The organism is Bradyrhizobium sp. 191, assembly GCF_023100985.1.
In the GTDB taxonomy this organism is placed as follows: Bacteria; Pseudomonadota; Alphaproteobacteria; order Rhizobiales; family Xanthobacteraceae; genus Bradyrhizobium; species Bradyrhizobium diversitatis.
Map to the genome: position 1 here is coordinate 7,779,681 of NZ_CP064692.1, position 17,811 is coordinate 7,797,491.

Sequence of the window (17,811 nt, forward strand, 5' to 3'; positions counted from 1 at the left end):
ATTGTTTTGGATCGCATCAAGAGAGTATCTCCGTCCCTTGCTGGGCAGAGACGGCAGGCGGATCGCAAGACGAGCGCCATCTCGAAAGCACCCGGCCTATTGCTTCAGCCGGGCAATCTCAAATACAAAGGCGGCCTGGAAGATTGGTCCGCTCATCGTTCGAACCTCGATCGCCATGTGCTGGCGCTCATCGAGTGGGGGAAGGTCCTTGGCCAGATCGCCTAACGCTCTTGCAGCTTCGATCTCGGCCGCCTTCTGATCGGCGAGATCAAGGCCCTCTTCGTCGGGGTAGAGATCCTGGCCGTCTCTAATGTCGAAGTAGTACCGGGTCATCACGGCGCACCCTCTGCAGGCGGGAGCGCGCGCGGTCTCTCAGCCACCGACGCCCTGGTTGGCTGATGTCGATGATACCTGAAAATATGGGGCAAGAGCTCCGATGTTCCAAGCTAATTCTTCTTCGATCCGGGCTCGGTAGGGAACTCATGGTCGAACGATGAGTTAACTTGGACCCGCTTGCGAGTAGCCGCGCCCGAAGATGCCATGAGCGCGAGCACTGTGGTGGCCAGCCACGACGATCGTCCAGCCGCCTGCAAGCGCTATTCGCCTCAGACAATCAGGCAACGTGACCGGCAGACGCCGCGTTCACTCAATCGAAGGACAACGAAATGAGGACGAATGACCATCGCACGGATCGTGCCAAGCGCGAGGCCGACAAGCTGTTCAAGCAGGTCGACACGACGAAGACGAAGCAGCCGAGTGACTATGAAATCGCGCAACAGTCGTTTCAAGACAACCGCGAGCGCTTGAAGGCGGAGCGCTTGGCTCGGGAGGCCAAGTCGACTGGTCGACGCAAATAGGGACGTGTTCGGCAGCGCTGCTGTTTCGACGTCAGGGATGGAGAGGCGCTCATAGCGAAGCAAAGCGCACGAGGACAACGATGCTGCCTCACGTCTGGCCGTCCGGGCCATCCTCCCAAGGACGCTCGCCGCGCGCATCGCGATCCCATGCTGACTCCTTCGGGCGGCCTGTCGCTTCATCCGCGGTTTCACCGGCGGTGGCTCCGCCGTGCGGAAGTTGCCGAACCTCTTCCCCCAGAAGTCGATCGGCAACCGTGACGATCAGAAACGTCGAGCGATTGATCGCGTTTCATGCACCGCCCCCCGGTCTGGTCAGCCCTGTAGATTTCTGAGCGGCGCCGGAAGATGGGCCATCAACTTCTCGAATTCGCCGGGATCCAGCTTCTCCCACAGCACTTCGTAGACGCCGCGGGCGGCGCCGAGCGCAGTGAGCGGGAACTGCGGCGGAAGCTCCCTGGCGACATGTGCCGCAAATTCCTCGATATGCCGTTCCTTGGTCGGCGTTGCCGCCAAGCGCCAGCCCTCGTAGTAGATACCTCGCACCATGATCGGCAGCTGAGCCCCGAGCTTGACCACCACCTCCGGCGGCAACCGATCACGCAACGCATGCAGAACGGCTCGCAATGCACTGTAGGCCTGGTGGCGGTTCTCCAGGGCCAGCTGCTCGTCGATGGCCTTGAGCCAGACATTTATTTCCTGGACCGAATGATCCAACGCAGTCACACCAGTGGACATGCTCATGATGTTGCTCCCGGACCAGAGACCGATCGTTGATTATTCGCGGGTTCGGGCTGGCATGCTTTGACGTGCCGCAAGGTTCCCACGGCGGATTGCCAATCGGATCGGGTTGATCTCACGCAAAGTTTTGGGCGCATCGTGTGCTCAGAATGTCCGTCCGATAAGAGGAGCGCGACCATGCAAACCCCGGCTCAAATCGAGTTCGAGCACGTGACGGCGTCCCCGAAGCTGCAAGCTGCGATCGACGGGCACATCGCTGAGCTGGAAAAGCGCTACGGTCGAGCGACCGCGGGCCGCATCATCGTGAGAGGCCCTGGTGATCGTCACAAGACGGGCGGTCAATACCAGGTGAGCATCCGCCTGTGCCTTCCCGAAGGGCGCGAAGTCAATGTCGGGCGGACGCCCAAGCAGGACGAGCGGTACGCCGATCTGACCTTTGCGGTGGACGATGCATTCAAGCGCGCACGGCGGCAGCTGCAGGACCAGGTGCATGTGATGCACGGCCAGACCAAGCTCCACGAAGGATTGCCGGTTGGGACCGTCGTGCGCATCGATCCCAGCGGCGAGTTCGGCTTTTTGGAGGGGACCGACGGCCAGGAGGTCTATTTCAATCGTAACAGCGTTGTGGAGGGGCGCGCGAGCATCGCTGTCGGCTCGCGTGTCAGCTTTGTTGAGGATCTCGGAGAGAAGGGACCACGGGCCAGCACGGTCAGGGTTCTGAACAAGCACAGCTTGCGGACGTAGGTGCTCCATCACTGAATCGTGCATGATGGTTTAGTAGCTGGATGCCTCGGGCCGCATTGGCGCGGAGCGATCGGCTGCGCCCTGGGGCTCGAAGCTCGCGACTACGTGAAGGATTTGGCCCGGCCGTTGTTCCCGTCGGATATGGGCGGGAGAGCCATGGCCTCGCTTCACGATGGCGAAAGCGCGCAAGGGCGGCGTGTGAGGTCGGCGCACGGCTTGCTGCACAACGGTAGGAACCTTCATCGCGGGCCTGAGTTGGCCGCACGGGCAGGGGCCAAAAGTCACACGAGGCCAATCGTGCAAGAAGACGTGCGCGTGCGCAGCACCGCGCAGATCGCGGGTCATCCCATTCATCCGATGCTGGTGCCGATCCCGATCGCGTGTTTTGTCGGGGCGCTGCTGACTGACATCGCCTATGTCGTCAGCGCCGAGATCATGTGGGCGGATTTTTCGGCTTGGCTTTTGCTCGTCGGCGTCATCTTCGGCGTGCTGGCGGCCATCGCGGGCCTGACCGATTTCCTCGGTAACCGGCTGGTGCGGGCGCAGGCGCCGGCCTGGCCGCATTTGATCGGCAATGCGGTGGTGCTGATCCTGGCGATCTTCAACACGATGATCCACACGCGCGATGCCTGGACCTCGGTGTGGCCGAGCGGGCTCGTTCTGTCCGCGATCACCGTGCTGATCCTGCCGATCACGGGCTGGCTCGGCTGGGCCATGGTCTATCGCCACGGCGTGGGAGTTGCGCGATGAAGCACTTGTTCACTCACGCGCTGTTGTGCTCGTCGCTGCTGTTTCTGGCCGGCTGCAATGACGGCAGCGGCGATCCCAGGGCGCAAGTAGGCGCCAACCCGACACTCCCCGACATCCAGCAATATTTGCTGCCGCCGATCCATATCGCCCGCATCGTCGGTTGGAAGAAGGATGAGACACCGACGGTTGCGCAGGGCTTGCAGGCCAAGGCCTTTGCCACGGGCTTGCAGCACCCGCGCTCGCTCTACGTGCTGCCCAATGGTGACGTGCTGGTGGTGGAATCCAAGGCGCCGAAGGGCGCACCGATCAAGCGGCCCAAAGAGATCGTGATGGGTTTCGTCGAATCCTGGGCGACCTCCGGCGGCGATACCGGCGCGAGCAATCGCATCACGCTGCTGCGCGACAGCAATGGCGACGGTGTGCCGGACACGCAAAGCGTGTTCCTCGACCATCTCAATTCGCCGTTCGGCGTCGCGCTGGTCGGCAACGATCTCTATGTTGCCAACACCGACGCGATCGTCAGATATCCCTACACGGAAGGGGATACGAAGATCACCGCGCCGGGCACGGTGCTGACGCCGCTGCCGGGCGGACCGATCAACCATCACTGGACCAAGAGCCTGGTGGCGAGCCCCGACGGTTCGAAGCTCTATGCCGGCGTCGGTTCCAACAGCAACATCACCGAGAACGGCATGGAGGCCGAGCACAACCGCGCCGCCATCCTCGAGATCGATCGCGCCAGCGGCCGCTGGCGCGTGTTCGCAAGCGGTCTGCGCAACCCGAACGGCCTCAGCTTCGAGCCGCAGACCGGCGCGCTGTGGACGGTGGTGAACGAGCGCGACGAGCTCGGCCCCGATCTCGTCCCCGACTACATGACCTCGGTGAAGGACGGCGGCTTCTACGGCTGGCCCTACAGCTATTTCGGCCAGCACGTCGATCCCCGCGTCAAGCCGGAGCGGCCGGATCTCGTCGCCAAGGCGATCGTGCCGGACTATGCCCTGAGCTCGCATGTCGCTCCGCTCGGGCTCGCCTTCAATACCGGCACCGGTCTGCCCGCGGCCTATCGTGGCGGCGCGTTCGTCGGCGAGCACGGCAGTTGGAACAGGCACGTGCTCAACGGCTACAAGGTCGTGTTCGTGCCGTTCGCGGATGGCAAGCCGAGCGGTCCGCCGCAGGACGTCGTCACGGGCTTTCTCAACGGCGACAACCAGGCGCGCGGCCGCCCCGTCGGCGTCGCCATCGACAAGACCGGCGCGCTTTTGATCGCAGACGACAGCGGCAACACGGTCTGGCGGGTGAGCGCGCCGCATCCGCAGCTGACGCAACATTAGACATCGAGAACGGGAGGAGTTCGACAATGGGCCTTGCTCAATATGCCATCGTACCGGTGCAGGACGAATGGGGCGTGCTGCATGACGGCGACGTCAAGAGCCGATACGCCACCAAGGAAGCCGCCTTCGAGTCGGCGGTGGCCGCGGCATCCCTGGCCCTTCGCGAGGGGCATGAAGTCCATGTCAGCGTGCCCGGCCGCGAAGCCGGCGACAACGCGCTCGGTGTGTAGAGCACCGAGAGAAGGAGGCCGAGGTGACCAAGCCCCGTGAGCAGAACGGCGTGGAGCCGCCGCTGTCGGAGGACGACATCCAGCGCGAGCAGCTCGGGCCGCGCGGCGTGCCCGGTGCGCCTGACCCGGCCAAGATGACGCCGCAGCGGGACAAGAAGACGCCGAAGCACATCGATCCCGGCCACACCGCGTGATGCGGCGGGCGAGCTCTCAGCTCTTTGAATTCGGCGCGCAAGACACCGCAGCGCTTCGCACGCGACTTACACCGCCGCGGTAATATCAGTCTGCGCAAAGCCATCGCCGATATAGAGCAGCGCGCAGCCATTCTCCTTTGCGACATCGTAAGCGAAGCAATCGCCAAAGTTGAGGCCGGCAGGATGGATTCCTCGGCCCCAACGTGAGTAGATCTGCGCTACGCGCTCAGCGGAGGCTCGGGTCACCGAAATCACGTTGAAGCCGAGATTTGCGATCAGGTTCTGCATCTCTTCGTGCACGCCGCGGCGCGCAGCGACGATCAGGCTCTCGGCAGCGGTGGCGGCCGAGATCAGGATTTCGTCAGCGGTCTCCAGGGCAGCGATGCAGGCATCGGCTTTGGGCTCGTCGAGCACGATTGCCATGAGTGCCGACGTATCGACCGCGATCATTCCGGCAGTCCGTCGTCACCAAAAAGAAAGTCCTGACTGCGGGCCGCATCCGGGCCGGGAAGGGCTTTGGCTGCGCCGTTCTTGCGCGCAGCCTCGAGCACCGCGCGGCGGGTCGTAAGGTCCGGCGGAAGCTTGATCGGAACGAGCCGCACCGCAGGATGTCCGTGTCGCGTCAGGATTACCTCGTCGCCGGCTTCTGCACGGCGGACGAGATCGGTCAACTGTCCCTTGGCCTCGGTGACGGAGACTCGCATCTCATTGTCCCTTTTGGAGTTTCCACAAAATGGACCAGAGAATGGTCCGTGTCAATCGGGCGGAGCTTCTTCGGCTCTGCGAATGCGGCTTCTTACCATTCGGAACTTACATTCCTCGATCCTGCGATCTGCCGCTAAGAGATGTGAGCCGGCGCGATCTGCGCCCGGCAGGCAGGCGACGTTTGGAATGCACTTCTTGAAATCTGACGGCAGGCTGATCGGCGTCCTGCTGGTGCTCGCGATCACGCAATTGGTCGGATGGGGTACGATAGGCCTTCCCGCCATCGTCGGGCGCGATCTCGCGGCCGATCTCGGCATGAGCCTGCCGGCGGTGTTCGCCGGGACATCCGTTCTCTACGTCTCGATGGGACTGTGCGGCCCGTTGCTCGCCAAATCCTTTGCGCGGCATGGCGCGCGGACGGTCATGATGGTCGGCACGATCGTCACTGCGCCGGGCTTCGTGCTGCTCTCGCTCGCGCGCGAGCCGATGCTTTATTTTGCAGCGTGGATCGTGCTCGGCATCGCCGGCAGCGCCACGCTGTCGACCGGCGCCTATATCATGCTGAACGAGGTCGCGGGGCGGCGGGCCAAGAGCGCGATCGGCGCGCTCATGCTGGTGACGGGCCTGTCCAGCAGCATCTTCTGGCCGACCACCTCGTTCCTGAGCGGTCACCTCGGCTGGCGGGGGACGTGCCTCGTCTACGCGGCGATGATGCTCGTCGTCAGCCTCCCGCTCTATGCGTTTTTCGCGCCGCGCCGGCAGATCGCAATGGATGATGGCGCCGAGCCGGCCAGGCGGTCGCCGCCGCCTGCGATCCCAAGGAGCACGTTCGGCCTCGTCGTTGCGGCGATCACGCTGAACGCCTTCGTCACTTTCGGCATCAGCGCCACCCTGATCGAGCTGTTGCGGGCGGAGGGGCTGACGCCGGCGCAGGCGCTCGCCTTCGGCTCGATGCTGGGCGTGATCCAGGTCAGCGCCCGCGGGCTGGATTTCCTCGGTGGCGGGCGGTGGGACGGGATCACGACCGGGCTCGTGGCGGGCACCGCATTGCCGATCGCCATGCTGCTGCTGATGATGAGCGAGGGCGCCACCTGGGCGGTCGCGGTGTTCATCCTGCTCTATGGTGCCGGCAGCGGCGCGATGGCCGTGGCGCGGGCGACCATCCCGCTCGTGTTCTACGACCAGGCCGAGTTCGCCAAGGCGATGTCGATGATCGCACTGCCGCTCAATCTGGCATCGGCGGTCTCGCCGCCGCTCCTCGTCGGCCTGCTGACCCAGTTCGGCAGCCGCGGTGCGCTCGGTCTCACCTTTGTCTTCTCCTGCGCCGCGGTGCTGATCCTGGCCCTGCTCGGCCGCCGCCGGCCGCGGGTGGTCGCTGCAGGCGCAACCTGAGACCTCGAGACGAAATTCGCGGTGCGGAAAGTTGCGGGCTGGAATTGGCGCCGCTGCCCCGCAGGGGATGGCCGTATGCCGTCAGTGCAGTGCTCAGAGCACGAAAATAGTGTATCCGCAGGGAGCGCGGCCTTTCGATCTCGCCGCCGCGCCAAGACCAGTTCCCCGGAGGAAATCGATATGTCGGCCTTGCCGCTCTCAGGCATCAAGATCCTTGATCTCACCCGCGTGCTTGCCGGGCCCTTGTCGGCCCAGATGCTCGGCGATCTCGGAGCGGAGGTGATCAAGATCGAGCGGCCGGGCACCGGCGACGACGCGCGCGCCTTCGGCCCCCCTTACCTGACCGACCCCGAGGGCAAGGCCAACAACAACAATTCGTTCTATCTCTGCGCCAACCGCAACAAGAAGTCCGTCACCGTCAACATCGCCAAGCCGGAAGGGCAGGCGATCGTCCGCGAGCTCGCCAAGGACGCCGATGTCTTCATGGAGAACTACAAGGTCGGCGATCTCAAGCGCTACGGCCTCGACTACGAGACCATCAAGGCGATCAATCCCGGCATCATCTATTGCTCGGTGACGGGCTTCGGCCAGACCGGGCCGTATGCGCCGCGTGCCGGCTATGATGCCATCCTGCAGGCGATGGGCGGATTGATGAGCGTCACCGGCCATATCGACGGCGAGCCGGGCGAGGGCCCGATGAAGGTCGGCCCGTCGATCGTCGACTACATGACCGGCATGAACGCCTCGATCGGGATTCTCTCGGCGCTCTACCATCGCGACGCCAATGGCGGGCAGGGACAGCACATCGACGTCTGCCTGTTCGATACCGTCATCGCATCCTTGTCGCACTGGCTGCAGATCTATCTCGTCAACGGCAAGACGCCGCCGCGCCGCGGCACCTGGGGCAATGGCGGCATGCCGGCCGGCGTGTTCCGCTGCGCCGACGGCGAATTGATGCTGGTGGTCGGCAATGACGGCCAGTTTCAGCGCACCTGCGCGGTCCTCGGCGAGCCCGACCTCGCGAACGATCCGCGCTTCGTCAAGAACAACGATCGCGTCGTGCACGGCAAGGAGATCATGGCGATCTTCGCCGGCCTGTTCCTGAAACAGCCCGTGGCCTACTGGCTGGAGAGGCTGGAGGAGGCCGGCGTGCCGTCAGGTCCGATCAACAATTTCGAGCAGGTGTTTTCCGATCCGCACGTCCAGTCGCGCGGCATGCGGGTGAAGGTCGACCACCCCTTCAAGCCCGATCTTTCGCTGGTCCGCAACGCGCTGACCCTCTCGGAGACGCCGATCCAGACCTACCGCGCTCCGCCGCTGCTAGGGGAGCACACCCAGGAGGTGCTCGGCGGCAAGCTCGGCTATGATGCCGGCAAGATCGAGGCGTTGAAGAAGCAGGGGATCATCTAGCCGGAGGGGAGCGCAAGCCTCGGCGCGACCGTGCGACGGCCGAGGATGCTGGGGCTTGCCTGAAGCTTGCGCGCAATCCCCAAATAATCCCGGTCCGTAGTCGCACTGGCTTCCCCTTCGCGCGAGACTCTGATTCGATCCCTCCACTTGAGTTCGGGAGGGAAGTGAATGTCCTACACGATCGGGTTCCAGGCCAAGGACCAGAAGGCCATTCTGGCGACCGAGGCGGCCACCGCCAATCAGGCCGTCGCTATCATTGCTGCGCTGCGGCAGAGCGCCGACGAAATAAAGTTCATCCGCTCGCCGCAGGAAGGCGAGATGGGCATCGAGATGCTGCTGCTGCTCGCCAAGGAAGAGGCCGAGGAGATGCCGCAGCGGGTGTAGCCCGCTGTCGCCGCTAATTTAGACTGCGGATGTCCGAGGTCTTGCCGCAAGCGGGACTGACCTCGCACGGCTTTCGACCGATATTCTCGATCAGCGCGCATCCCGCGCCAGTGCGCGCGGCTTTGCCTCGACTTTTCCCGCCGTCAGCGCCATCGTCGCGACGCTGACCACGCGCGCGACCACGTCCTCGACGTCGTCGAGGTCGCATTTGCTTTCAGACAGCTTCGTCAGCCGTTCGCTCTCGCGGATGGTGTGGTGCGCCATCGCGAGCGCGAAGTTGAGGCCCCAGTAGATATCGACCTCGCTGCGCTCGGGCAGGGCGCGGCGCATCGCGCCGGCGAATTTCCGCAAATGGTCGATCTCGCGGTTCTTGATGCGGCGGATCGGCGGCACGGATTCGATCGAGGCGCGGATCATGAAGCGCGCGGCGGTGGAGCGCTGGTTCTGCGGGCCAAGGCAGCCGCGCAGGGTCGGCCCGACCAGCGCGCGCAGGATCACCTCGATCGGCGCGCGGCCGCCGCCTTGCTCTTCCGCCGCCTTCAGTTCGCGCAGGCGCTCGCGGTTGGTGGCGATCGAGCGTGTGACGAACAGCTCCGCGATCAGCTCGTCCTTCGAGCCGAAATGATAGTTCACCGCCGCCAGGTTGACATTGGCCTCCGCGACGATGTCGCGCAGCGTCACGTCGCCGAAGCCGCGATCGGCGTAGAGCCGTTCGGCGGCGGCGAGAATGGCAGACCTCGTATGATCGCTGGCCATGGGAGCCCTCAGGGAGGGGAGTTGCAATTCAAACAGTTGTATGAAACTATCGTTTGAAGGCCGGGAAAGTCAATCCGCAATCAGAACTCATTCGCAACTGTGATGGGTTCCGGTGCGCCTCGCAGCTTCGCGCTTGCGGGCCGCGCGCGGCGGGAGGACAGTCCGGCGCAAAAGGGTTTGCGAGAGAGAAAAACGAGGAGCGTCCCATGGATTTTGATCTGTCCACCAAGCAGAAGGAATGGCTCGACCGCGTGCGGTCCTTCATGGCCAAGCACGTGCGCCCGGCGGTGCCGATCTACGATCAGCAGGACCACAGTGGCGAGCGCTGGAAGGTGATCCCGATCCTCGAGGACCTCAAGAAGAAGGCGAAGGCCGAAGGCCTCTGGAACATGTTCATGCCGCCGAACGAGCATGAAGATGATGAATTCCGCGGTGCGGGATTGACCAATCTCGAATACGCGCTCTTGTCCGAAGAGATGGGCCGCATCACCTGGGCCTCCGAGGTGTTCAACTGCTCCGCGCCTGATACCGGCAACATGGAAGTGTTCATGCGGTACGGCACCAAGGAGCAGAAGCGCAAATGGCTGCGCCCGCTGATGGACGGCGAGATCCGCTCCGCCTTCCTGATGACGGAACCGGCGGTCGCCTCGTCCGACGCCACCAACATCGAGACCCGCATCGAGCGCGACGGCGACCACTACGTCATCAACGGCCGCAAATGGTGGTCGTCCGGCGTCGGCGATCCCCGCTGCAAGATCGCGATTCTGATGGGCAAGACCGATTTCAAGGCGGCCAAGCACCAGCAGCAGTCCCAGATCCTGGTTCCGCTCGACACGCCCGGTATCAAGGTCGAGAAGATGCTGCCGGTGTTCGGCTTCGACGACGCCCCGCACGGCCACGCCCAGGTGCTGCTCGAGAACGTCCGCGTGCCGAAGGAGAACATCCTGCTCGGCGAGGGCCGCGGTTTCGAGATCGCGCAGGGCCGTCTGGGCCCCGGCCGCATCCATCATTGCATGCGCACCATCGGCAAGGCCGAGGAGGCGCTGGAGAAGATGGTGAAGCGGCTCACCTCGCGCACCGCCTTCGGTAAGAAGATCGTCGAGCACTCCGTGTGGGAGCAGCGCATCGGCGAAGCCCGCACCAACATCGAGATGACGCGTCTGCTCTGCCTCAAGGCGGCCGACATGATGGACAAGGTCGGCAACAAGACCGCGCAGGCCGAGATCGCCATGATCAAGGTCGCCGCTCCCAACATGGCGCTGAAGATCATCGACGAGGCGATCCAGTCGTTCGGCGGCGCCGGAGTGTCGGACGAGGCGGGTCTTGCCAAGGACTATGCCCACATCCGCACGCTCCGTCTCGCCGACGGTCCGGACGAGGTGCATAACCGCGCCATTGCCAGGCTCGAAGTTCGGAAGTATGCCAACTCTCCCAATCACTAAGCGGGGGAGCCCTGCGGCGCTCCCGACTTGAAGAAACGACGGCGCATGATCCAATTGCGGTAACCGCTTGACGCAAGTGCGTCAGCGGTTACCGATTAGGATCATGTTCGGACTGAAGAGGGAGCGTCACCGTGGCTGACGGCGTCAGGAAAGACGAGGAGTTCTCGGGCACCAAGCCGGTCGAGGAGCGTCATCGCTTCGACGAACTGCGGCTCGAGGCGTGGATGCGCGAGAACGTCGAAGGCTTCGAAGGCCCGCTGGTCGTGCTCCAGTTCAAGGGCGGCCAGTCCAACCCGACCTATCGCCTCAACACGCCGAACCGCTCCTACGTGATGCGCCGCAAGCCGTTCGGCAAATTGCTGCCCTCGGCGCATGCGGTCGACCGCGAATATCGCGTGATCGCCGCGCTCGGTAAACAGGGCTTTCCGGTCGCGCGCGCCTATGCGCTGTGCCAGGACGACAGCGTCATTGGTGCGGCCTTCTACATCATGTCGATGGAGGAGGGGCGGGTGTTCTGGGATCCGACGCTGCCGAGCCAGGCGCCGGACGACCGGCGCAAGATCTTCACCAGCAAGATCGAGACGCTGGCGAAGCTCCACATGTACGATCCCAACGCGATCGGCCTAGGTGACTTCGGCAAGCCCGGCAACTATTTCGCGCGCCAGATCGATCGCTGGACCAAGCAGTATCGGGCATCCGAGACCCAGCACATTCCCGAGTTCGAGAAGGTCGCCGAATGGCTGCCGAGGACGGTGCCGGAGCAGGCGCGCGTCTCTATCGTCCACGGCGACTATCGCCTCGACAACATGATCTTCCACGCGACGGAACCGCGCGTGCAGGCGGTGCTGGACTGGGAGCTGTCGACGCTTGGCGATCCCATGGCCGACTTCACCTATCTTTTGATGCAGTGGATCATGCCGGGCCTCGAGGGCGCCGACCTCAAGGCGCTCAACATCCCGAGCCTGGAAGAGGCCGCCCAGATCTACTGCAACGTCACGAAGATGACGGTGCCCGATCTCAACTGGTATTTCTCGTACAATCTGTTCCGTCTCGCCGGCATCACGCAAGGAATCGCCGGCCGCGTCCGCGACGGCACCGCGGCGAACGCCAAGGCGCTCGAATCCGCCAAGCGCACCGTGCCGCTGTCGAAGGCGTCGTGGGAATACGCGCAGAAGGCGGGCGCGGTGTAGGGAATCAATGGCGCGGCCGATGGCCGCGCGTTCTTGCTTTGTGGCGCACTCTTGTGCTGTTCCGCACCCCGCTCGTGTCCCGGACGCGGTGCAGCACGAAGTGCTGCTCCGCAGAGCCGGGACCCAGTCATGTTGCCAAAGTATTCAGCTCATCCGTTAGATCGCGCCAATCCGGATTGAGCCCTTCGATTAGCTTGAGCTTCCACGCACGTCGCCAGCGCTTTAGCGAATGCTCGCGTGAGCGTGCTTCGAGTACCGACTCAAACGCTTCGAAATAGACGAGCAGTGTCACGTCATACTGCCGCGTGAATCCGGGGATGAGCTTGGCTTTGTGCTCGCCGACTCGGCGGACGATGTCGTTCGTAACGCCGATGTAGAGAGTACCGTTTCGTTTGCTTGCAAGGATATATACGAAGTAAGGCATGGTCGTGCAATCTTGGCCGGAGATGCGCCCAAGAGTTGCATGGTTCGATGCCTTCGCCAAGCATTCTGGGTCCCGGCTCTGCGGAGCGTCACTTCGTGACGCACCGCGTCCGGGACACGAGATCCGGGTCGTGGCTTCGACGATTACGCTGCGCTCAGCTCGAAGAAGCGGCAAAATTAGTCTGAGCAGCAAGCCCTCTGACCATACTCTCGTGTCCCGGACGCGGTGCAGCACGAAGTGCTGCTCCGCAGAGCCGGGACCCAGTCACGTCGCCGATATTGCCTACGCGTTCTTACAATGCGCGATCAGTCTCTCCACAAATCCTGCGCATTTCTCCAGCTCCGCCATCTCCACGAACTCATCGGGCGTATGCGCCTGCGCGATCGAGCCGGGGCCGATCACCACCGACGGGATATCGGCCATGCTGGAGAACAGGCTCGCCTCGGTGCCGAAGGCGACCTTGGCATGGTCGTTGCGTCCCGCCAGGCTTTTGGCGAGCGTGACGATCGCGGCATCTGCTTGCGTGTCGAGGGCGGGGTAGTCGAGGATCTCCTCGAAATCGATGCCGCACTCCGGATGCCTCGCCTTCATCGCCGGCTCGAGCTCGGCCTTGGCCCAGGCGACGATCGCATCCGTGACCTCGCGCGACTCAGTGATGCCGATGCCGCGGCATTCGAAATCCACCGTGCAGGTGTCGGGCACGATGTTGAGCGCCGCGCCGCCGTGGACGATGCTGGTGAGCAGCGTCGAGTGCGGAACGTCGTAGAGGCTGTCCGTCGAGCGCACGGCCGCAAGCTTCTCGGCGCGGCGGCGGATCTCGACAATCAGCTCGGCGGCATATTCGATCGCGTTGACGCCGTCGGGCGCGATCGAGGAATGCCGAGCGAGGCCGCGAAAGGTGGCGCGCACGCCGTGCTTGCCCTTGTGGCCGATGATCACCTGCATCTGGGTCGGCTCGCCGATGAAGGCGCCGAGCGGCTTGACCTTCTTCTTCGCGACCTCGTGCAGCATCGGCCGCACGCCGACGCAGCCGATCTCCTCGTCATAGGAGATCGCCAGATGAATCGGCGTTTTGAGTCTCGCCTCCACCATCTCCGGCACCATGGCGAGGCAGACCGCCACAAATCCCTTCATGTCGGTGGTGCCGCGGCCGTAGAGCTTGCCGTCGCGCTCCACCAGCTTGAACGGATCATAGCTCCAGTCCTGGCCCACGACAGGCACCACGTCGGTATGGCCCGACAGCACGAGGCCCGGCCGGTCCTCGGGGCCAATCGTGGCCCACAGCGCGGCCTTCTCGCCGGTCTCGTCGGTAACGCGCTCGCCCTTGATGCCGAATGTGGCGAGGTAGCTCTCGATATGGGCGATCAGGGGCAGGTTGGTGCGGTCGCTGATGGTGTCGAAACCGACGAGGTCGGCGAGGAGTTTTCGGATCCGGTCGGGTCTTGAGCTTGGCATTGTCTCGTTCTGTCGAGGGAATGGAGGCTGAAACGCTTGCAGGAACCATACCAATGTGGTGCTCGGTCGGGCAAATCAACATCGCAACCGTCATTCCGGAGCGATGCGCAGCATCGAGCTATGGTGCGCAATTGCGCACCTGAGGATCCATCGGGCCGCATCACCCGCGGTGACATGGATTCCGGGTTCGCGCCTTCGTCGCGCCCCGGAATGACGAGGGAAGAGCTACCAGACCTTGCGTTGCCCGTCGGGCAAAACACCCAAACCGTCGGTCAAGACGCCTCGCCGAAAATATTCCGCTTTACCGAAATTCGGAAACGGCGTATGTGTCGCCGCAACCCGGCCCATGGAAGAGGGGCGTATCGCGATCGTCACGAACGCGGGCCGGGCGGCGGTGGACGCAGATGGCGTTGGCACGAACGGGCTTGCAGGGCGGGCAACCGTGAGCAAGGTCGTCGCGCATACGACCGGTGCCATCAGCGTACGGCAAAATCGTGTGGTCCTGGCGCCCGGGGTCTGTGCGTCAAGTGTTGCGGTGACGTTGCGGCCCGACCGGGCTCGCAGCGTCAGTCATCCGCAAGGCGACGGGGGCAATAGTGCATCGCTCCCCGGGGAGATCGCGACATAAGCCGTAAAACCACTGCGCAGGGAAGGCCGGGATGTCCTGGCTACACCTGTATGCCGCTGTGCAGCTTCTTGTTACGCAGATTCCGCACAGTGGACCTCGGGTGCCAGCGGGCTCCCGGCCTTCCCTGCGCCCTCTTTCATTTGAGGGTGAAGCGACCAGGCAAAGCTCGGGCGAGATCAGCCGCGAGAACGAGAAGATGTGTCTGCAGGTGAGATGCGAATCGAAAGAGCGATGTCCGCCGCCCCACGCTCCGTCATTGCGAGCGCAGCGAAGCAATCCAGAGTCTTTCCGCGGAGGGATTCTGGATTGCTTCGCTGCGCTCGCAATGACGGCGTTGATGCAGTTGCGCGCGAACACTCCGCTCTTGTGCCCCGGACGCAGCGCAGCGCTCCTTCAGCGGTGCGCTGCAGAGCCGGGGCCCATGTTGCAGCGGGTGCTGCGGCTTGCTAGGTCCCGGCTCTGCGGCGCGTCACTGTGTGCCGCACCGCGTCCGGGACATGAGACCGCTAAACCGGCTTGCCCGTATACGGCATCGACGCCGTGAGGCCGCCGTCCACCGGGAACGCCTGGCCGTTGACATACGAGGCTTCGTCGCTCGCCAGGAACAGTCCCATCGCCGCGAGCTCGTGCGGCTGGCCCGGGCGCTTGAGCGGATTGAGCTGGCCGATCTTGTCCTGGGTGCCGCGCTCCTTGGCGCGGTCGAAGATCGGCTTGGTCATGCCGGTCTCGATCAGGCCGGGGCAGACCGCGTTGATGCGCACGCCGGTGCCGGTGAGCGAATAGGCCGTGGTCTGCACCAGGCTGATCACGCCGGCCTTGCTCGCCGCATAAGGATGGCCGCTGGCGCCGGCCTTGAGGCCCGCGACGGACGCCGTCAGCACGATCGCGCCCGACTGCTGCTTGATCATGTGCGGCATCGCATGTTTCACCGCGAGGAACGGCCCGATCAGGTTGATGCGCAGGATCTCCTGCCAGTGCTCGACGGTCTGCTCGGGAATCGGAACGAGGCCGCCGGAGATGCCGGCATTGGCCCAGATCACGTCGAGCCGGCCATGCGTCTTCACAGCCTTGTCGATCACGGCGATGACGTCGTTTTCGGAGCCGGCATCCGCGATCATGGCTTCCGCGATGCCGCCGGCCTTCTTCACCTCGTCGACGGTCTCCTTCACCGCCTCGGTGCGATCGACTGCGATCAGCTTGGCGCCTTCCCTGGTGAACAGCAGCGCAGCCGCGCGACCGATGCCGCTGCCCGCGCCGGTGATGATGACGGATTTGCCTTGCAGGCGGCCCATGCGTTTCTCCCTTTTGCTGGCGCGCGACGCTTGCCGCGCGACGGAATTTCAAACAAGATTTCAAACGGTAAAGTGTCTTGAGACACGTTCGTTACTGACGTACAGCGACATCAGACGGGATGGAAGGGTTTCGATGGCGGGTGCAGACAAGCCAAATGTGGTCGTCACGCGATGGTGGTGGGTCCGACACGCGCCGGTGCGCAATGACGGCGGCAACATCTACGGACAGTCCGACATCGCCTGCGATACCAGCGATACCTATGTGTTCAATGCTGTTGCCAAGGTGCTGCCACGCACGGCGGTCTGGTATTCGAGCAACCTGATGCGCACCCACCAGACCGCCGAGGCGATCTGGGCGGCCGGCTTTCCAAGGCCTGCGTCGATGAAGTGGGAAGCGGATCTCGCCGAGCAGAATCTCGGCCGCTGGCAGGGCATGAACCGGGCCCAGTTCATCGCGAGCCGCCCCGTCGGCGCCAGCTGGTTCGCCGACATCAACGAGCCCGCGCCCGGCGGCGAGAGCTTCATGGACCTCTACAACCGCACGCGCCGCACCATCGAGCGGATCACCAACGAGGCGGCCGGACAGGACATCATCGCAGTCGCGCATGGCGGCACCATCAAGGCGGCGCTGGGGCTCGCGCTCGATGGCCAGCCGGAACGTGGGCTGTCGTTCGATATCGACAATTGCTCGGTGACGCGACTGGACTATTTTGCGAGTCCAGAGCGCAAGGTCTGGCGGCTGCCGATGGTGAACCAGCAGCCGTGGATCGCGGATGCTGCGCACGCGGCGATGCATCAGCCGGCGGGGCCGGAAGTCAAGAAGCTGGCCTGAGTAGGCCGTCATTCCGGGATGGTCCGAAGGACCAGACCACAGGTGCGCAATTGCGCACCGGGGAATCTCGAGATCCCGGGTTCGATGCTTAGCATCGCCCCGGGATGACGTTGAATATTCAAGATCAATCAGGGAGAGACACATGACCTTGTTCGACATGAAGGGAAAAGTCGCCGTCATCACGGGATCGACGCGCGGCATCGGGCTTGCGATCGCCGAGCGCATGGCCGAGCACGGCGCCAAGGTGGTGATCTCCTCGCGCAAGGCCGATGTCTGCGAACAGGTGGCAAAGGGCATCAACGATAAATACGGCAAGGGCACCGCGGTCGCGATCGCTGCCAACATCTCGTCGAAAGAAAACCTGCAAAACCTCGTCGACGAGAGCAACCGCGCCTTCGGCAAGATCGACGTGCTGGTCTGCAACGCCGCCTCGAACCCGTATTACGGCCCGCTCGCCGGCATCTCCGACGATCAGTTCAGGAAGATTCTCGACAACAACATCGTCGCCAACAACTGGCTGATCTCGATGGTCGTGCCGCAGATGATCGAGCGCAAGGACGGCTCCATCATCATCGTCTCCTCGATCGGTGGCCTCAAGGGCTCGACCATCCTTGGTGCCTACGCGATTTCCAAGGCCGCCGACATGCAGCTCGCGCGCAACCTCGCCTGTGAATACGGCCCGCACAACATCCGCGTGAACTGCATCGCGCCCGGCCTGATCAAGACCGATTTCGCCAAGGCGCTGTGGGACAATCCGGAGAACCTGAAGGCCTCGACCTCGCGCTCGCCGCTGCTGCGTATCGGCATCCCCGACGAGATCGCCGGCGCGGCGGTGTTCCTGGGCTCGAAGGCCGGCGACTTCATGACCGGCCAGACCATGGTGATCGACGGCGGCGCGACGATCAGTTGATGGTTTCGTGTCCCGGACGCGGTGCGGCACGCAGTGCCGCTCCGCAGAGCCGGGACCCAGAAAGCCAAGGGCTAGATTGCAGAGGCATGGGCCCCGGCTCTGCGCCGCACCGCTACGCGCTGCGTCGCGTCCGGGGCACGAGCGAGA

General features: G+C 63.8%; 21 protein-coding genes. 13 read left to right on the forward strand and 8 right to left on the reverse strand.

The genetic code is table 11. The features are described from left to right. Positions 1 to 96 precede the first annotated feature (96 nt). Entirely contained in the window at positions 97 to 333 is a 237-nt protein-coding gene (locus IVB23_RS36645) for a hypothetical protein (protein WP_028182355.1), read from the reverse strand. A 332-nt stretch (positions 334 to 665) separates the two neighbouring features. Here IVB23_RS36645 and IVB23_RS36650 point away from each other — a divergent pair, with 332 nt between their 5' ends. After that, on the forward strand, positions 666 to 857 hold the full coding sequence (locus IVB23_RS36650) for a hypothetical protein (RefSeq protein ID WP_247801898.1): 192 nt from the start codon (positions 666 to 668) through the stop codon (positions 855 to 857). 312 nt (positions 858 to 1,169) lie between these two features. Here IVB23_RS36650 and IVB23_RS36655 read toward each other — a convergent pair whose 3' ends face one another. Beyond that, positions 1,170 to 1,598, reverse strand: coding sequence for a DUF2267 domain-containing protein (locus IVB23_RS36655; protein WP_245311862.1), 429 nt, complete (start codon positions 1,596 to 1,598; stop codon positions 1,170 to 1,172). A gap of 174 nt (positions 1,599 to 1,772) precedes the next feature. Here IVB23_RS36655 and IVB23_RS36660 point away from each other — a divergent pair, with 174 nt between their 5' ends. The 5 genes from IVB23_RS36660 to IVB23_RS36680 all read left to right on the forward strand — a co-directional run bounded on the left by IVB23_RS36660 (position 1,773) and on the right by IVB23_RS36680 (position 4,844). Further along, positions 1,773 to 2,339: an HPF/RaiA family ribosome-associated protein gene (locus IVB23_RS36660; RefSeq protein WP_061877020.1), complete on the forward strand. Its 567-nt coding sequence runs from the start codon at positions 1,773 to 1,775 to the stop codon at positions 2,337 to 2,339. A 297-nt stretch (positions 2,340 to 2,636) separates the two neighbouring features. Next, entirely contained in the window at positions 2,637 to 3,089 is a 453-nt protein-coding gene (locus IVB23_RS36665; RefSeq protein WP_061877019.1) for a DUF2231 domain-containing protein, read from the forward strand. Next, entirely contained in the window at positions 3,086 to 4,420 is a 1,335-nt protein-coding gene (locus tag IVB23_RS36670) for a sorbosone dehydrogenase family protein (RefSeq protein WP_197967614.1), read from the forward strand. Before IVB23_RS36665 ends, IVB23_RS36670 begins: the two co-directional genes overlap by 4 nt. Positions 4,421 to 4,446: 26 nt before the next feature. Further along, complete coding sequence (locus IVB23_RS36675) at positions 4,447 to 4,650, forward strand: hypothetical protein (protein WP_061030115.1); 204 nt, start codon at positions 4,447 to 4,449, stop codon at positions 4,648 to 4,650. Positions 4,651 to 4,673: 23 nt separating this feature from the next. Then, a complete protein-coding gene (locus IVB23_RS36680; protein ID WP_197488619.1) occupies positions 4,674 to 4,844 on the forward strand; it encodes a hypothetical protein in 171 nt (56 codons plus the stop codon). Between the two features lie 66 nt (positions 4,845 to 4,910). Here IVB23_RS36680 and IVB23_RS36685 read toward each other — a convergent pair whose 3' ends face one another. Both IVB23_RS36685 and IVB23_RS36690 read right to left on the reverse strand, forming a co-directional pair. Beyond that, positions 4,911 to 5,294, reverse strand: a complete 384-nt coding sequence (locus tag IVB23_RS36685; RefSeq protein WP_061877017.1) for a type II toxin-antitoxin system VapC family toxin — start codon at positions 5,292 to 5,294, stop codon at positions 4,911 to 4,913. Then, positions 5,291 to 5,548, reverse strand: coding sequence for a type II toxin-antitoxin system Phd/YefM family antitoxin (locus IVB23_RS36690; RefSeq protein WP_061877016.1), 258 nt, complete (start codon positions 5,546 to 5,548; stop codon positions 5,291 to 5,293). Before IVB23_RS36690 ends, IVB23_RS36685 begins: the two co-directional genes overlap by 4 nt. A gap of 187 nt (positions 5,549 to 5,735) precedes the next feature. Between IVB23_RS36690 and IVB23_RS36695 the strand changes: the two genes are divergently transcribed. The 3 genes from IVB23_RS36695 (at position 5,736) to IVB23_RS36705 (ending at position 8,735) form a co-directional block, all read left to right on the forward strand. Continuing rightward, entirely contained in the window at positions 5,736 to 6,941 is a 1,206-nt protein-coding gene (locus tag IVB23_RS36695; protein WP_247801900.1) for an MFS transporter, read from the forward strand. A 180-nt stretch (positions 6,942 to 7,121) separates the two neighbouring features. Then, complete coding sequence (locus tag IVB23_RS36700; RefSeq protein WP_247801902.1) at positions 7,122 to 8,351, forward strand: CaiB/BaiF CoA-transferase family protein; 1,230 nt, start codon at positions 7,122 to 7,124, stop codon at positions 8,349 to 8,351. A 168-nt stretch (positions 8,352 to 8,519) separates the two neighbouring features. After that, positions 8,520 to 8,735, forward strand: a complete 216-nt coding sequence (locus tag IVB23_RS36705) for a hypothetical protein (RefSeq protein WP_014494475.1) — start codon at positions 8,520 to 8,522, stop codon at positions 8,733 to 8,735. Between the two features lie 90 nt (positions 8,736 to 8,825). On the opposite strand, the gene IVB23_RS36710 is transcribed toward IVB23_RS36705, so the two are convergent. Then, positions 8,826 to 9,491 (reverse strand): TetR/AcrR family transcriptional regulator, encoded by a 666-nt coding sequence (locus IVB23_RS36710; RefSeq protein ID WP_247801904.1) that lies wholly within the window; start codon positions 9,489 to 9,491, stop codon positions 8,826 to 8,828. A gap of 206 nt (positions 9,492 to 9,697) precedes the next feature. On the opposite strand from IVB23_RS36710, the gene IVB23_RS36715 reads away from it, so the two are divergent. Together IVB23_RS36715 and IVB23_RS36720 are read left to right on the forward strand one after the other, a co-directional pair. After that, entirely contained in the window at positions 9,698 to 10,933 is a 1,236-nt protein-coding gene (locus IVB23_RS36715; protein WP_197967611.1) for an acyl-CoA dehydrogenase family protein, read from the forward strand. Between the two features lie 131 nt (positions 10,934 to 11,064). Next, complete coding sequence (locus IVB23_RS36720; RefSeq protein ID WP_061877011.1) at positions 11,065 to 12,123, forward strand: phosphotransferase family protein; 1,059 nt, start codon at positions 11,065 to 11,067, stop codon at positions 12,121 to 12,123. Positions 12,124 to 12,250: 127 nt separating this feature from the next. Here the strand turns inward: IVB23_RS36720 and IVB23_RS36725 are convergent, their stop codons facing one another. The 3 genes from IVB23_RS36725 to IVB23_RS36735 all read right to left on the reverse strand — a co-directional run bounded on the left by IVB23_RS36725 (position 12,251) and on the right by IVB23_RS36735 (position 15,922). Next, complete coding sequence (locus IVB23_RS36725) at positions 12,251 to 12,547, reverse strand: GIY-YIG nuclease family protein (RefSeq protein ID WP_061877010.1); 297 nt, start codon at positions 12,545 to 12,547, stop codon at positions 12,251 to 12,253. 282 nt (positions 12,548 to 12,829) lie between these two features. Further along, positions 12,830 to 14,002 carry an acetylornithine deacetylase gene (gene argE / locus IVB23_RS36730; RefSeq protein WP_247801906.1) on the reverse strand — a complete coding sequence of 391 codons (1,173 nt, stop codon included), beginning with the start codon at positions 14,000 to 14,002 and terminating at the stop codon, positions 12,830 to 12,832. A gap of 1,134 nt (positions 14,003 to 15,136) precedes the next feature. After that, positions 15,137 to 15,922, reverse strand: coding sequence for an SDR family oxidoreductase (locus IVB23_RS36735; protein WP_061876917.1), 786 nt, complete (start codon positions 15,920 to 15,922; stop codon positions 15,137 to 15,139). Positions 15,923 to 16,055: 133 nt separating this feature from the next. Here IVB23_RS36735 and IVB23_RS36740 point away from each other — a divergent pair, with 133 nt between their 5' ends. After that, positions 16,056 to 16,754 carry a histidine phosphatase family protein gene (locus IVB23_RS36740; protein ID WP_061876916.1) on the forward strand — a complete coding sequence of 233 codons (699 nt, stop codon included), beginning with the start codon at positions 16,056 to 16,058 and terminating at the stop codon, positions 16,752 to 16,754. Positions 16,755 to 16,896: 142 nt separating this feature from the next. Then, positions 16,897 to 17,664, forward strand: coding sequence for an SDR family oxidoreductase (locus IVB23_RS36745; RefSeq protein WP_061876915.1), 768 nt, complete (start codon positions 16,897 to 16,899; stop codon positions 17,662 to 17,664). Positions 17,665 to 17,811: the final 147 nt, after the last annotated feature.